General features: G+C 68.5%; 14 protein-coding genes. 8 read left to right on the forward strand and 6 right to left on the reverse strand.

Annotated elements, in window-relative coordinates; translation table 11 throughout:
• The 3 genes from AABM41_03790 to AABM41_03800 form a co-directional block, all read right to left on the reverse strand.
• Nucleotides 1–251: hypothetical protein (locus AABM41_03790; GenBank protein ID MEK6191431.1), on the reverse strand; the 251-nt coding region annotated here is incomplete at its 3' end.
• 140 nt (nt 252–391) lie between these two features.
• Nucleotides 392–1,102: a Crp/Fnr family transcriptional regulator gene (locus AABM41_03795; GenBank protein MEK6191432.1), complete on the reverse strand. Its 711-nt coding sequence runs from the start codon at nt 1,100–1,102 to the stop codon at nt 392–394.
• Nucleotides 1,095–2,762, reverse strand: a complete 1,668-nt coding sequence (locus AABM41_03800) for an MFS transporter (protein ID MEK6191433.1) — start codon at nt 2,760–2,762, stop codon at nt 1,095–1,097. Before AABM41_03800 ends, AABM41_03795 begins: the two co-directional genes overlap by 8 nt.
• 37 nt (nt 2,763–2,799) lie before the next feature.
• On the opposite strand from AABM41_03800, the gene AABM41_03805 reads away from it, so the two are divergent.
• The 4 genes from AABM41_03805 to AABM41_03820 are packed head-to-tail and all read left to right on the forward strand — an operon-like array spanning nt 2,800 to nt 7,894.
• On the forward strand, nt 2,800–3,861 hold the full coding sequence (locus AABM41_03805) for a histone deacetylase family protein (GenBank protein MEK6191434.1): 1,062 nt from the start codon (nt 2,800–2,802) through the stop codon (nt 3,859–3,861).
• Nucleotides 3,862–3,869: 8 nt separating this feature from the next.
• On the forward strand, nt 3,870–5,753 hold the full coding sequence (locus AABM41_03810) for a serine/threonine-protein kinase (GenBank protein MEK6191435.1): 1,884 nt from the start codon (nt 3,870–3,872) through the stop codon (nt 5,751–5,753).
• A complete protein-coding gene (locus tag AABM41_03815; protein MEK6191436.1) occupies nt 5,754–6,263 on the forward strand; it encodes a hypothetical protein in 510 nt (169 codons plus the stop codon).
• Nucleotides 6,264–6,286: 23 nt separating this feature from the next.
• On the forward strand, nt 6,287–7,894 hold the full coding sequence (locus AABM41_03820) for a peptide ABC transporter substrate-binding protein (protein ID MEK6191437.1): 1,608 nt from the start codon (nt 6,287–6,289) through the stop codon (nt 7,892–7,894).
• Here the strand turns inward: AABM41_03820 and AABM41_03825 are convergent.
• Nucleotides 7,891–9,951, reverse strand: coding sequence for an adenylate/guanylate cyclase domain-containing protein (locus tag AABM41_03825; GenBank protein ID MEK6191438.1), 2,061 nt, complete (start codon nt 9,949–9,951; stop codon nt 7,891–7,893). The genes AABM41_03820 and AABM41_03825 overlap by 4 nt on opposite strands.
• Nucleotides 9,952–9,954: 3 nt before the next feature.
• Nucleotides 9,955–10,905, reverse strand: coding sequence for a threonine/serine dehydratase (locus tag AABM41_03830; protein MEK6191439.1), 951 nt, complete (start codon nt 10,903–10,905; stop codon nt 9,955–9,957).
• A gap of 158 nt (nt 10,906–11,063) precedes the next feature.
• Between AABM41_03830 and AABM41_03835 the strand changes: the two genes are divergently transcribed.
• The 3 genes from AABM41_03835 to AABM41_03845 all read left to right on the forward strand — a co-directional run bounded on the left by AABM41_03835 (nt 11,064) and on the right by AABM41_03845 (nt 13,028).
• A complete protein-coding gene (locus AABM41_03835; GenBank protein MEK6191440.1) occupies nt 11,064–11,609 on the forward strand; it encodes a hypothetical protein in 546 nt (181 codons plus the stop codon).
• 397 nt (nt 11,610–12,006) lie between these two features.
• Nucleotides 12,007–12,408 carry a hypothetical protein gene (locus AABM41_03840; GenBank protein ID MEK6191441.1) on the forward strand — a complete coding sequence of 134 codons (402 nt, stop codon included), beginning with the start codon at nt 12,007–12,009 and terminating at the stop codon, nt 12,406–12,408.
• A gap of 260 nt (nt 12,409–12,668) precedes the next feature.
• Nucleotides 12,669–13,028, forward strand: a complete 360-nt coding sequence (locus AABM41_03845) for a hypothetical protein (protein ID MEK6191442.1) — start codon at nt 12,669–12,671, stop codon at nt 13,026–13,028.
• A gap of 2 nt (nt 13,029–13,030) precedes the next feature.
• On the opposite strand, the gene hppD is transcribed toward AABM41_03845, so the two are convergent.
• Nucleotides 13,031–14,158, reverse strand: coding sequence for a 4-hydroxyphenylpyruvate dioxygenase (gene hppD, locus AABM41_03850; GenBank protein ID MEK6191443.1), 1,128 nt, complete (start codon nt 14,156–14,158; stop codon nt 13,031–13,033).
• 51 nt (nt 14,159–14,209) lie between these two features.
• On the opposite strand from hppD, the gene AABM41_03855 reads away from it, so the two are divergent.
• The gene (locus AABM41_03855) at nt 14,210–14,740 is read left to right on the forward strand and encodes a hypothetical protein (protein MEK6191444.1); all 531 of its coding nucleotides are present in this window, start codon (nt 14,210–14,212) and stop codon (nt 14,738–14,740) included.
• The last annotated feature ends 13 nt before the right edge of the window (nt 14,741–14,753 follow it).

The following is a 14,753-nucleotide window of genomic DNA, read 5'->3' on the forward strand; positions in this document are numbered from 1 at the left end:
GTGTCGTCATCGGTCTCGCGCTTGCGAGCCTTGGTGTTCACGCGCTTGACGGCTGCCGCGGCGGCCCGCTTGATGGCGTGGCCCTCGGTGTCGTCATCGGTCTCGCGCTTGCGAGCATTGGCGGCGGCCCGCTTGACCGCACCGGCGGCGGCGGCCCGCTTGACGGCGTCGGCCGCGGCCCGCGTATGGACGTGGCCCTCGACGTCGTCGTCCCCGGAGATCTTGCCCCGGACTCTGATGTTCTTATCCATAGTTGACTGGTGCCTCCCGATTCTCTATTCCGGACCGAGTGGCCCGGAACCTCAGGCCTGACGGTAGGTTAGCGTCCCCCGACCTCTCGATCACCTCGGTGACAGCCCGGCTGTCAACTGGGTGACACTGGCCGACCCAATCAGCGGGCGACTTGCCGCTCCAGCCGTTCGAGGTCGGTGATGACCAGCGTATCGCGGTCGATGCGAATCAGCCCACGTTCGACGAGGTCGCTGAGGAGCCGGTTCACGCTCTGCCGCGTGGCCCCAATCATGGCAGCCAGATCGGACTGTGTGAAGGGCCAGTCGAGCGTTGCCTCCAACGTTCCCTGCGGCGTTCGCTGGGGTCCGGGCTCCGCCTCCCCGGCGAGGCTCAACAGCCGGCTGGCCAACCGCCCGGCAAGGTCGAGGAAATGCAGCTCCTCGACGTGGCCCGTCAACCGGCGCAGCTCGCCGGCCAGCGATCGGAGCAGGACGTCCCGTAGGCTCGCACTGCGACCGATCTCCTCCAGGAACGTCTCGCGGGGCAGGCTCAGCGTTTCGGTGACCTCCACCGCAGCCGCGGTCGCCGAGCGCGGCGCCCCGTCGAGCAGGGCAAGCTCACCGAAGAAGTCGCCCGCGTGGACGGTGGCGATGATCGCCTCCTCTCCCTCGGCCGAGGGCAGCACGATCTTGACCGACCCCGATGCCACGATGTGGAGCGCATCGCCCGGATCGCCCTGGTGGAAGATCACCTCGCCCCGGCGGAAGCGGCGGCGACGCAGGTGGCGCGCCACGTCCCGCAGGTCATCGGGCAGGACACCCGCAAACAGAGGGCATCGGGCCAACAGGGTCAGGCTCGGATCGTCAGCCATCGGTCAAAGACTCGTCGCTCCGGTCCAGGCGTGCCGACGTCCCACGATGCACGTCCAGCAGTCGCGAGGTCAGGCCGGGGCCGGCGCCGACCAGCTCCAGGAAGCGACCCCCGTCCAGGGCGAGCAGGGTCCCGTCGCCGGTGGCGGTTACGGTGGCCGTCCGCGGGACGCCACGCAGCAGCCCGATCTCGCCGAACACGTCATCCGGGCCCAGGGTCCGCAAGAACCGGGGCGCACCACCCGGGTCCTTGGTCTGGGCGACCTCGAACGTACCGTCCAGGACGTGGAAGAAGCGGTCAGCCGGGTCGCCCTGGCGCACGACGACCTGGCCTGGCGTCACGCGCACGCGGGTCAGGTGGCGGGCGGCCTGCTCCAACGCGGCGGGGGCCAGCCCATCGAACAGCGGAATGCGGACGAACCGCTGGGCGCCCGGGTCCATCTCCGACGCTGCGGACCTCCCCACCAGGACCGTCCCGACCAGCGTGGCGGCAACCATGGCGACCCCGAACCCGAGCAGGACGACGACCGGACCGGTCGCGGCTGCCAGGATGGGTGCCAGGAACGCACCCAGCGCATAGGCCGATACGGTCAGCGTGTCCATGGCGCCGATCGTTCGCCCCCGGATGGAGTCGGGGACCGCCCGCTGGAAGATCGTCGTCGCCACCACCTCGAGCAGGAGCATGCCGGCAGTGGCCACCGCCATGGCGGCAATGGCCGCCAGCAGGACCGTCGACTGGCCGACAAGGATGACTCCAACGCCCAGTGTCACACCACCCACCGCCAGCGGGATCTCGAGTCGCCGACGGAGGGTCATGGGCCCGGCGATGAAGGCGCCGATGAGTCCGCCCAGCCCGATGGCGGCGTTCAGCCAGCCTGTCCCAGCGTCGCCTGCGCCGAGCACCTCGACCGCGATGACCACGGTCAGGACGGCCAGCCCGCCGGACACGAAGCCGTCGAACAGGTTGATCACGCCCAGGCCGGACAGGGGTCGGATGGCCGGCCGGACCGACGCCCGGAACCCAATCGTGCTCGCCTCGGTAGAGGCGGCGTGCGCCGCCACGGCGCGTCCCCGATCCCTCGGCAGCCGCCACAGGACGGCGGCGATGATCACGAACGTCACGGCATTCAGAAAGAAGGCCAGCGGGATGCTGCCGACCGTGATGAGGATGGCCGCCACCGCCGGACCGATGATGAACGCCAGGTTGTCCAGGCTCGACCAGGCGGCATTGGCGGGGCCCAGCTCCCGCTCATCGGCCACCAGGCTGGGGATCAGCGAGCCGATGGCGGGGCTGAAGAAGGCCGAGAAGCAGGCCGCCAGCAGGCTGAGGGCCACGACCGCGATGATCGGCCCCTCAACCAGGGTCAGCGCGGTCAGCGCCAGCATGATGACCCCGCGGGCGAGATCGGTGACGATCAGGATCAGGCGCCGGTCGTACCGATCGGCCACGATCCCGGCCGGGACCGAGAGCAGGATGTAGGGGACAACGCGGGCTGCCCCCACGATCCCCAGCACGACGGGCGAGGCGCCGGAGTTGTAGACCACGACCAGCAGCGCGACCAGGTACAGCCAGTCGCCGATGGAGGACACGAACTCCCCGATCATGAGACGCGCGAGGGCCGGGTTGGCGAAGACGCGCCGGTAACTGGCGAGGCTGCCCATCGGTCCGGGCAGTCTACCCGTACACTCCGAGGCGCCCATGCCGGTCCCCGTCATCCGATCGGACGCCCATCTCGCCCACGATGGCCTGGTCGAGGTCGAGCGCGGCCGCGCCATCCCCGGCTACGAGGTGCCGGCCCGCGCGGTGGAGATCGAGCAGGCGCTGGTGGACGCGGGCGGATATCGGTTCGAGGACCCGACCGAGCATGGCGAAGAGCCGATCCTGGCGGTGCATGATCGCGCGCTGCTTGATGTCCTGGCGGTGGCCTGGGATGAGGCCCTGGCTGCCGGGCTCACCGACGGAACCCAGCCGCTCATCCCGGGCACGTTCCTGACGACCGGGTATGCAGCCGGTCATGAAACCGGTCTGCCGGGACCGGGCCACCGGGTGTTCGCGTACACATTTGACACCGCGACGCCGATCGTGGCCGGCACCTACCACGCGGCGCGGGTGGCGGTCGACGTGGCCCTCACCGCCATGGACCGTGCCCTGGGCGGGGCGCACCTGGCGTACGGCCTGTGCCGGCCCCCCGGCCACCACGCCGGCCGCGCCCTGTACGGCGGCTACTGCTTCTTCAACAACGCGGCCATCGTCGCGCAGGCCCTGTCCAAAGGCGGAGCCTCGCGGATCGCCATCCTGGACATCGACTACCACCACGGCAACGGCACCCAGCAGCTGTTCTGGGATCGGCATGATGTGCTGTACGTCTCCCTTCATGGCGACCCGGCCCGGGCCTATCCGTACTACTCCGGCTTTGCGGGCGAGACCGGCTTCGGCGCTGGCGAGGGCATGAACGTCAACCTGCCGCTTCCGGAGGGGACCGACCTCGCCACCTACCTGGTGGCCCTGGAGGTTGGCCTGCGCGCTATCCGCGACCACGACCCCGATGCGCCCGTGGTCGTGTCGGTGGGCTTCGACACGTTCTATCGCGACCCGATTGCCGATTTCGCGATCACAACCGATGACTACCGCCGGATCGGGGCCGCGATCGGTGCGCTGGACCTGCCGGTGATCGCTCTTCAGGAAGGCGGGTACGCCCTCGACGCCATCGGCGCCAACGCGGTCAGCTTCCTTGGCGGGCTCCAGGGCCGGGACAGCTAGGCGCCGCGATGACCGTCGATCCGGACAGCTACCTCGGGCGCGAGGTCGCCGGCTACCAGGTCGAGGAGGTCATTGGCCGGGGCGGGATGGGCGTCGTGTACCGGGCCGAGCACCTGCGCCTGGGGCGCAAGGTGGCGCTCAAGGTCGTAGCGCCCCAGATCGCGCGCGAGCCGAAGTTCCGGGAGCGCTTCCTGCGCGAGTCGCGGACAGCGGGCTCGCTGGACCATCCGAACGTGGTCCCGATCTATGACGCCGGGGAGGCGGACGGCGTCCTGTACATCGCCATGCGGTTCGTGGATGGCGTGGACCTGGCGACCCTGATCACGCGGGACGGGCGACTGGAGCCGGCACGCACGGCCCGCATCGTGGCCCAGGTCGCCAGCGCCCTTGACGCCGCGCACGAAGCCGGTCTCGTTCACCGCGACGTCAAACCCAGCAACGTGCTGCTCCCCGCTCGCGGCGCCGGCCGAGGCGAGCATGCCTATCTCGGGGACTTCGGCCTCACCAAGCGGGTCCTGTCCGAATCGGGCGTGACCGGATCGTCCGCCTTCCTGGGGACCATTGCGTACGTTGCGCCCGAGCAGATCGAGGGCCGTCCGGTGGACGCCAAGGCAGACCAGTACTCGCTGGCATGCCTCATCTACGAGTGCCTGACCGGGCATCGGCCGTTCGAGCGCGAGACCGATGTCGCGACCCTGTATGCGCACCTGCGCGATCCGTTTCCGAGTGTCGGGGACGCGGCGGAGCCGGATCTCCGATCCGCCCTGGACGGGGCCCTGGCCCGGGCGGCGGCCAAGAAGCCTGCGGAGCGCTTTGACTCGTGCGGCGACCTCGCCGAGGAGCTGGTTCGGATCACGGGTGCGACCACGGGGACCGGATCGCAACCGGTCGCGGTCCGGCGGGTCCGCTCCGCGGCGCAATCTCGCCGCCGGCTTGCGGCTGGTTTCGGTTCCGCCGCGGTGGTCGCGGCGCTGGCGATCGGGGGCTTCATCCTGTGGCAGAGCAACCAGTCCGCGGCACCGGTGATCACTGGTAACGGGGTGGCGATCATCGACACCGCGACCAACCAAGCTTCGCTTGGTGCTGAGCTCGCGAACGAGCCGACCGCGATCGCAGCCGACCCAACCGCGGCGTGGGTGACCCATTTCTCGGCCAGCCAGGTCTCGCGAGTGGATGCGGTGACCCGCATGGTGACCTCCATTCCGGTCGGGGCCGGGCCCGGGGCCGTGGTGGCCGGGGCGGCCGAGGGCCTGGTGTGGGTCGCCAATACGACGGCGGAGACGCTGTCCGAGATCGACGCTGAGAACCCGGGTAGGGGACCCACCACGATGGCCCTTCTCTTCCGGCCCGGAGCTTTGGCGCTGGGTGACGCGTTCCTATGGGTCATCGATACGCAGGCCGACAGCGTGACCCAGATCGACGCCGGAAGGTTGCGTTTGGAGAACGAACCAATCAGCGTCGGCGCCGAGCCAGTTGGAGTGGCCGCCGGCGGCGGCGCGGTGTGGGTTGCGAACAGCCTGGACCAGAGCCTGTCGCGGTTGGCGATCGGCCTCACCAGTGCCGACGCTCCCATCGCGCTCGGCTTCACCCCGGGCGCCCTGGCACTCGATGTGGATACCGATGCGCTGTGGATCGTGGATGCCGCCGGTGGCGCCGTGGTCCGGTACAACACCAGGTCCCGTGATCAGGTTGTCCGCGTCCCGGTGGGTTCCCGGCCGGCCGCGATCGCGATCGGCGGGGGCGGGGTGTGGGTCGCCAACTCCGGCGACGGGACCGTGTCCCGGATCGACCCCGCCACCAACGAGGTCGTGGCCATCATCGCCATCGGCGGTGCGCCGGTGGGCGTCGCCGTGTCCGGCGAGACGGTCTGGGTGGCTGTGGCGGGGCGCTGAGTGGAGAAGGCCGCAGCCGCGGTCATCGCGGTGGCCATCCTGACCGCGTGCGCGGGAGAGAGCGTTCCGGCCAGCCCTGGCCCCACGCAACCAAATGCCTCGCCGGAGGCCCAGGTTCAATGCGAGGACGTCCCGGTTCACGCCCCGGACGGACAAATCGTGTTTCTGACCGGCCGCTGGATCGGCAGCGGCGATCCGAACGCGGTTCCACGGCCATCGGTCTTCTATGTCCGACAGACGAACAGCTGTGTGGTGTGGGTCGGCCTGAGCGCAGAGGAGGGAGAAGCACTCGGGGAGTCCTGGATCGAGACCTTCTCGGGCCACATTCGCCCAGACTTGACGATCGTCGGGCTCTGGGACGAGTTGCCCGACGGCGGTCGCGGTGCCATCACGGTCGGCTTGGAGTTTGTGCCCGCTGGTAGCATGTTCGAGGTCCAGCTTCACCTCCGGGATTCCACTGGCGACATCCATCCCACCAAGAGCTGGGTTCGAGAGGACGCATCCACCTGAGACCGCTGGGCAGACTGTTCCTGGTGGCCGCGCTCCTCCTGGCCGGGTGCGACCAGGCGAGCCCAAGCGGATCCGAGGCACCGACCGCGAGCGGGCGAGGCGGCGAACCCGAACAGATCCTCCGGCTCAGCTACTCCGAGGTCGGTTCGCTGGATCCCGCTGGCTACTTCGACGGAACGCTGCATCTACTTGTTCGCGGCCTGACAGGCCTGGACGAGGAAATGCGCACCGTTCCGGCCATAGCCGAGTCATGGGACGTGAGTGAGGAGGGCACCCATCTCACGTTCCATTTGCGCCAGGCCAGCTACAGCAACGGCGATCCAATCGTTGCCGCCGATTTCGTGTACGGCTGGCGGCGTCTGCTCGACCCACGCATCGAGTCCGGGTGGGGATATCTGCTGGCCGATCTGGTCGGCGCGGGAGACCTTCTCGCGCTCACGCCCGATTCCGTCCCGGCGGACGAGGTGATCGACTCGATGCTGGCCGGCCTCGGCGTTTCGGCGCCCGATGAGCGAACGCTCGAGGTGGATCTCGCCAGGCCGGCGGCCTACTTCGCGACCGTCGCCTACTTCCCGGCTTTGGCCCCCGTTCCCCAATCGTGGATTACACGCCCAGGCGCCACTGAGGGGGGTGCCTTCGTGTCGTCTGGGCCCTTCGTGCTGACCGAGTGGGTTCACGACCAGAGGCGGACGTATGAACCGAACCCGATGTGGTGGGGCGATCCGACCGGGCTCGATCGCATCGAAATGCGCGTCTTTTCCTCCGACGAGGACGCCCTCGAGGCATTCCGGCGGGGAGAGATCGACCTCCTCGGTGTGCCGGCCCTCCCAGGGGCTGAGGACCTCAATTCCCTGGCGCAACCGCGTCCGGGCTCCTCCTTCTGGTTCATCGGATTCAACATGCTCACCCCAGGCAGCCTCACCGCGCGCAGCGCCGAGCTCCGTCGCGCGCTCAGCCTGGCCATCGACCGCGAGGAGCTGAACGCCATCGTCGGATTCAACGGCCCGGTGGCCGGGAGTCCCATTCCGCCGGGCGTCCCTGGCCACGATCCGGACCTCGCATCCGTATTCGATCCCGACGAAGCCCGTCGTAGCCTGGCGCAGGCGCTCAAAGAGCTGGGGCTGACAGATGCGGAGGACCTCCACCTGACGTTCCTCCACGGCACACTGGTCGGAGAGGGCCCGCGTCACCTGGAGCTGCAATGGCGAACGGTCCTTGGCATCGAGGTCGAGTTCGTTGGCCTGGAGGTCGATCAGTACTTCGAACGGCTTTTTGCCGGGCATGATTTCGACATGTTCTGGGTAGGGTGGATCGCGGACTACCCGCACCCCCAGAGCTACCTCGAACCGGTGTGGGGATGCCAGCAACGGGCGAACTGGGCGGCGTATTGCAACCCAGCGTTCGAGGAGCTCCTCGACCAGGCAGCCCGCACCGGCGACGTCGACAGCCAGCTGGCCCTCTATGCCGAGGCCCAGCGCCTGCTGGTGGACGAGCCAGCCGCGATGTTCCTCCAATGGGAAAGCGGGTACGCACTGGTTGCGCCGTGGGTGAACGGGCTGGTGCTCACCCCGATGGACGATTCCCCGGGATCCGTGTTCCTCGACCAGATCCGGATCACCGCGCGGGACTAGGCTTCCGGCGCGACCGCCGTCATACGGTCGCGGATGCGCTCCGCGGCGGCCTCGTCGTTGAGCCGATTGGCGGCCCGCAGTGCGCGCAGCCACAGACGACCGGCTTCGTCATCGGCGCCCAGCTCGGCGGCCCGTTCGGCGCCACGTTCGAGGTACTCGAGCGCCTTGCCCAGGTCGTGAGCCCGGGCATAGTGATGGGCGACTTCCTCCAGGTGGCTGTCCAGGGCAGCCGCGTACCGCGCTTCGCAGGCGCGGGCGGTAGCCAGGTGCAGCTCGGCCCGCCGGGCATCGGTCAAGGTGCCCAGGACGGCTTCGTGAAGCAGGCCATGTCGAAACTCGTAGGTCGGGTCCGGATAGCGTCCCCGTTCGACGATGATCCCGCCGCGCAGCAGCGCCTCGAGGGCGGGGTCGACCTCGTCGACCACTCCCTCCAGGATGGTGCGGCTGAACTGACGGCCGATCACCGCCGCCGCTTCAGTGACCCCGCGCACCTCGGCGGGGAGATGGTCGATCCGGGCCACCAGCAACCCCTCCAGCGCTGGCGGCAGGACATTGCGGGGGACGGTCAGGGTCCACGCTTCGTGATGCGCCAGCGCGCCGGTCTCCTGCAGGCGAGCCAGCAGCTCCTCGAGGAACAGCGGATTGCCCTCGCTGACTTCGGCCAGGGTGCGGCGCGTCCCGGGATCCAACCCCTCCCCAGGTACGAGGAGGGTCGCCAGCTCCTCCGCAGCCGCGAGGTGGAGGGGCGGCAGGTCGACGCTGGTCAACCGGTGGCTGAAGTCGGTGAGGGCCTGGGTGCGCAGTGCCCAGCCAGCCGTCCCGGTGTCAGGCCGCAGGGTCAGCATCAGGCCGATCGGTGCCCGATCGGTCAGGGCCATCACATCGATCGCCAGCTCAGCCGATGACTCGTCGGCCCAGTTGACATCCTCCACCGCGACAGCCAGCGGCCCATTGGCGGCCAACGACCGCAACCATCCGACGTACGCGGCCCGCAATCGGGCGGCCAGCTCGGGCGGGGACAGCTCCGTCAGCACGGCCTCGGCATCGGCATCCAGGCGGATGCCCAGGAGGCGGGCCAGCTCAGGGAGCCGATCGGCGCCGTCAGCACCCAGCCGGGCCCGGAGACGGGTCCGGACGGCCAGGTCGGGCTCTCCGTCAGGGATGCCCAACCAACCCCGCAGCATCTCGACGAACGGCCCAAAGGGCGAGCGGGCGCCATACGACAGGCAGTGCCCCTCGAGCCAGGTCATCCGCCCTTGACTGAGGCGGCGCATCTCGGCCAGGAGGCGCGTCTTGCCGAGGCCGGCTTCACCGACGATGAGCACCACCTGGCCCTGGCCAGCGGTCAGCTGGTCAAGCGTCGTCGTCAGGCGTGCGAGCTCGACGTCGCGCCCGACCAATGGGCGGTCAGCCGCCGGGCCGCCAGCGGCCGGGGCTCCAGGAGTTGGCGCTCCTGCAGCCGGGGCTCCAGGAGTTGGGGTCGCCGATTGCGGGCCGATCAGCCTCCAGGCCTTCACCGGCTCCTCGCGGCCCTTGACGTGCAGCGGCCCGAGAGGCTGGGTGATGAAGCGGCCGGCGAGACGCCGCGCGGTGGCCTCCCCGACCGCGATCGTCCCCGGCTCGGCGGCTGCCTCGAGCCGCGCGGCGATATTTGTCGCATCCCCCAGGGCCACGGTCTGCGGGTCCGCTGCCCCAACCATCCCCACGCCCGCCTGGCCGCTGTTCACCCCCACCCGCACTCCCAGGCCGGCGATGCCCCACGCGGCCTCCACTTCTCGGCCATACGCCGCCATCAGGTCGATGATTCGCAATGCCGCCCGCGCGGCGCGCTCCGGATCGTCCTCGTGGGCTGTCGGAACGCCGAAGTACGCGCAGATGCCGTCGCCCTGGTAGGCCTGCACGGTGCCACCGAAATCCTCGACCGCGCCGCTCATGCGGGTGACGCACTCGCCGATGAGCGCCTTGACCTCGTCCGGCGCCAGGCGCTCCCCGAGGCCGGTGGATCCGGTGATGTCGGCAAAGAGGGCAGTGATGGGGCGCAGCTGATCGGCGGTCATGCCCTACCGGCCTCCGGCCAGGATGGACCGATACTGCTCCGGATCGACGTTGCCGCCGCTCAGCACGATGACGCGTGGCGGGTGGACCGGCCCAGCGGCGCCGGTCAGGTGTGCGGCCATGCTGGCCGCGCCCGACGGCTCGATCACCAGTCGGGCCCGGAGTGCCAGCTGACGCATGGCCTCGCGCATGTCGTCGTCCGAGACGGTCACGATATCGTCGACGAGGGCCTGGATGTGCGCCCAGGGAAGGTTCCCGAGGCGGTTCACGCGCAGGCCGTCGGCAATCGTCTGGTGCGTGCGCTCGGTCGGCCAGGCTCGGACCTCGCCCGCGGCCAGGGATTCGCGCGCATCGGCCGCATCTTCCGGCTCGACCCCGACGATCCGGGCCTTGGGCGCCAGCGCCTTCACCGCCGCCGCGATGCCGCTGATCAGGCCACCACCGCTGATCGGAACGAGCACCTCCCCGACGTTCGGCAGATCCTCCACGATCTCCAGGCCGCAGGTTCCCTGGCCGGCGATGATCTCGGGGTCGTCGTAGGGCGCGACCATCGTCAGGCCGCGCTCCGCCGCCAGGTTCTCGGCGAGTGCCCGCCTGGCGTCGTTGCCGGGTGCGGCCAGAATCAGCTCGGCGCCGTCGGCTCGCACCCGGTCGATCTTCAGCGACGGAGCGTCCTCGGGCATCACGATTACGGCGTGGATTCCCAGCAGCCGCGCCGCCCTTGCCACCGCCTGCGCATGGTTGCCCGAGGAGTAGGTGATCACGCCAGCAGAGCGTTCATCATCGGTCAGCGTGGACAGCCGGAAGTAGGCGCCGCGCATCTTGAACGCGCCCACCGGTTGCAGGCTCTCCGGCTTGAGCCAGACCCCGTCTTCCCAGGGCAGCAACGGGGTGCGGACCGCCACCCCCCGGATCTGCTCAGCGGCGAACCGAATGCGCTCCAGCGGGACAAGCATGCGAGGATGCTAGACGGATGAGAAACCAACCGTCCGCCTGCCCGGCCACGCCACCACGGGCGTGCTCACGCGGGTCGATGCCGGGACTGCCCTCCAAGCCCGCTGAACCTCCGGCGCCGCGAATGCCACGATGGGCGCGGCCCGCGCGCCGCTCGCGAGTGGCCACCGTGGTCGCCGTCGCGCTGCTGGGACTCGCGGCCTGCAACCTCGGTTCGCCGGCAGCAAGCGTCGCGCCCACGCCGACGCCCAATTCTTCGTCGGCCGCAGCGTCCCTGGACTGCGAAGAGCCGAATCTCCTGAGTCCGCAGGGCAGTCGGGTGGACCTGACCGGGACCTGGACGGGTGGCTCGACCCTGTTCTACGTCCGCCAGGTCGGCCAGTGCGTGTGGTGGATTGGGCTCAGCAACTGGCCGGGACAGTCACCGGGAGACTTCTTTTCGAACACCTTCGCGGGGCGGCTGGGCGTCGAAGGCCCCGATTACGTCGTTCGCGGCGAGTGGGCAAGCATCATCCGGCCCAGCTCCGGGATGGCATACAACCCCCCATATGAGCGTCTCATCGCATTCGAGGTCGTGTTCGAGACGGTCGGGGGGACGGAAACCATCGTCCTGCGGGGCCTGCGAATGTCGGAACTGGCGCCCACGGACTGGTACGCCCGGGACCTAACGAGAACCGGCCCCCTCCCCGATACGCAGACGCCATGACCTGCGAATTGGCGACGTCTACATCGTACCCACGCGGATCGAAAGAGAAGAACCTGGGCCGATCCTGGATGGGCTTGGTGAAGATCTGGAGCAGGTAGTCTTCCTTGTGGCGGGTCGGCTTCGATCCCTGACCAGCTCCGCCGTCTTGACCCGGGCGAGGGCCATACTCTGACGCATGTGTGCAGGGCGCTGCCTCCTTCACGCCGCCGTTCTGGCGACCATAGTTCTCGCCGGGTGCGTCGGAGAGCCCGTTCGCTCGCCATCCCCAAGCACGTCGCCGATCTCAACCCAGCCAATCAGCGGCCATCTCCCGCCGGGGTGTGAGCCGAGCAACCTGCGAGGCCCGGACGGTCAGCCCGTAGACCTCACTGGCGCCTGGACCGGTCCGCAGTCGTGGGTGGGCTTTTTCCAGAGCCCGACCGAGACCACCTTTATCCGTCAGGTCGGCGATTGCGTGTGGGCCGCCATCATGGACGAGGAGTTCCGATCCGACCCGAATTACGTCGGAGACTTTGAGCTACCGGCCGGCAACCTCGGCACCATGCGCGGGCAGGTCACCAACGATTTCGTGATTGAAGGCGAGTTGGTCTCCATACGGTTCGGATCCCCCCTGCCGCCGGCCGTGTTCGTCCAGATCAGGCTGCGCATTGAGTTCGACAAAGACGGCCGGATCCTGCTGCGCGAAGACCGCACCCCGGGCGTGGGGCCCCGATGCTATTCCTTTGCCCAAGGAGAGCTCTTCTGTCCGATACCGGTGATTCTGTATCGCGTGGACGACCTTCCCGCCCCCGCCCCGTGATGACCCCGGCGGGGAAGCGTGGCCTTCGCGCCGCGATCCTGGCGGCATCACTCCTTGCCGGGTGCGTCGCGGAGCCCGTTGGATCGCCTTCGCCAAGTACGCTGCCGACCTCAAGCCCGCCGATCAGCGGCCAGCTCGCTCCCGGGTGCGAGCCGATTGACTTGCGCGGCCCAGACGGTCAGCCGGTTGACCTGACCGGTGCCTGGCGCTCGCCACCCGACATCGGTTTTTTCTTCGGGAGCAGGGCGGAGACAACATGGATGCGCCAGATTGGCGATTGCGTAGCGGCGGCCATCCTGGATGAGAAGTTCCGGACGAATCCGGATGTCACCGGCAGCATCGGCACCATGCGTGGGCGGATCACGAGCGGATTCGTGCTTGAGGGTGAGCTGGTCGCCGTCAGATTCGACCCTGGGTACCTGTCGGAGCCCGCTGACCTCGCTCCGATCAGATTCCTCATCGAGTGGGATGCCAACGGGCGGATCTTGCTGCGGGAGGATCGCGACCCGCGAGTGGGAGGGCCTCGATGCTACTCCACCCCCCTAGGGAGGAACTGTCCTCCCCCTGTGATTCTCTATCGGGTCGAAGACTTACCCGCGCTGACTCCGTCTCCGACCTAGGACTAGAGGTTGCCGCGCTTGGCCTGCTCCATCTCGATGGCCTCGAACAGGGCCTTGAAGTTGCCCAGCCCGAACCCGCGCGATCCGTGGCGTTCGATGATTTCGAAGAAGAACGTCGGCCGATCCTGGATGGGCTTGGTGAAGATCTGGAGCAGATAGCCCTCTTCGTCGCGGTCGGCCTCGATCCCGAGCTCCTCGAGCGTGTCCATCGGTATGCCAACGTCGCCCACCCGATCCGGCAGCGCGGCGAAGTACTCGTGGGGTAGGCCCAGGAACTCGATTCCGCGGCCGCGCAAGGTACGAACCGTGCCCACGATGTCGGTCGTCAGCATGGCGATGTGCTGAGTGCCGGCGTCGAGGTAGTAGTCGATGAACTCCTGGATCTGGCTCTTGCGCTTGCCCTCGGCGGGCTCGTTGATCGGGAACTTGATCCGCCCGTCGCCGTTCTGCATGACCTTGCTCATCAGGGCGCTGTACTCGGTGTGCATCATCTTGTCGTCGAAGTGGACCAGCTGGCTGAACCCGAGAACCTCGCGGTAGAAGTCGGCGAACTTGTTCATGTCGCCCAGCGCCACGTTCCCGACGCAGTGGTCGATGTTGAGCAGGGTCTGACCCGTCCCCGGCGCTGCGGGGTCTTTGATCCGGTGGTAGCCAGGTGCATAGGTCCCCGCATAGTCTCGGCGGTCGACGAAGCTGTGGACCACTTCTCCGTAGGTGTGGATCGCGGACGTGCGGAGGACACCCTTGTCGCCTGGGATCTCGGTAGGCGGCTGGGCTGAGCGGGCGCCGCGGGTGGTCGTCTCGCGCCATGCCGACTCCGCGTCATCGACCGCGAAGGCGATGTCCTTGACCCCGTCACCGTGCTTGCGGACGTGCTCGGCGACCTCGCCCTCGGGACTGATGGGCGCCGTGATCACGAAGCGGATGTCGTTCTGGACCAGGACGTACGACGCGCGGTCGCGAACCCCGGTCTCCAGGCCCGCGTAGGCGACCGGAGTAAATCCCCACAGGGTGCGGAAGTAATGGGCCGCCTGCTTCGCGTTCCCGACCCAAAACTCGACGTGGTCAATGCCCTTGAGGGGCAGGAAGTCGGTCGTCTCGGCGGCGGGAGCCGGCTTCGTAGTGGTCACGGCTCCGATGGTACGCCCGCCGGTCGAATCGCGCCGTATCCTCAGTCGATCATGCGATCAGCTGATTGGTTCGCGACGGCTGGCTTTGTCGCCCTGCTAGCCGGCTGCGCCCCGACGCCGACGCCATCGATCATCGGCCCTTCGCCCACCACGAATGGATCGAGCGCGTGTGCCGGCGTCGACCTGCGAGGCCCCGACGGCACAACCGTCAATCTGACCGGGACCTGGGAAGGCCTGAACAATCTGTGGTTTGTGACGCAATCGGGCAGCTGCGTAACGATCGAAGGCCTCAGCGGGTACGGGGGAGAATCCATTGGAGAGAGTCACCGCTTCGTGTTCAGCGGCGACCTGCGCCCCGATTTCTCTGTAGTCGGGCGCTGGACCTGGACCTGGGTCCTGGATGCCCCCGGCCTTCCGCTGCATGGGGCAATTACGGACCTCGTGCTTCAGGTGGAGTTCGCGGAGGATGGTGAGACGACGATCGAGGTCCCGTCCGGGGTAATGGACTCCGACCCTTCGGAGCATTCGAATACGGTTCCGTTGGAGCGGACCAGCCTTCGTACCGAGTTTCCCCCGCACTAGGCCTGCCGTATCC

The sequence above is a fragment of the Chloroflexota bacterium genome (assembly GCA_038040195.1).
Classification (GTDB): domain Bacteria; phylum Chloroflexota; class Limnocylindria; order QHBO01; family QHBO01; genus DASTEQ01.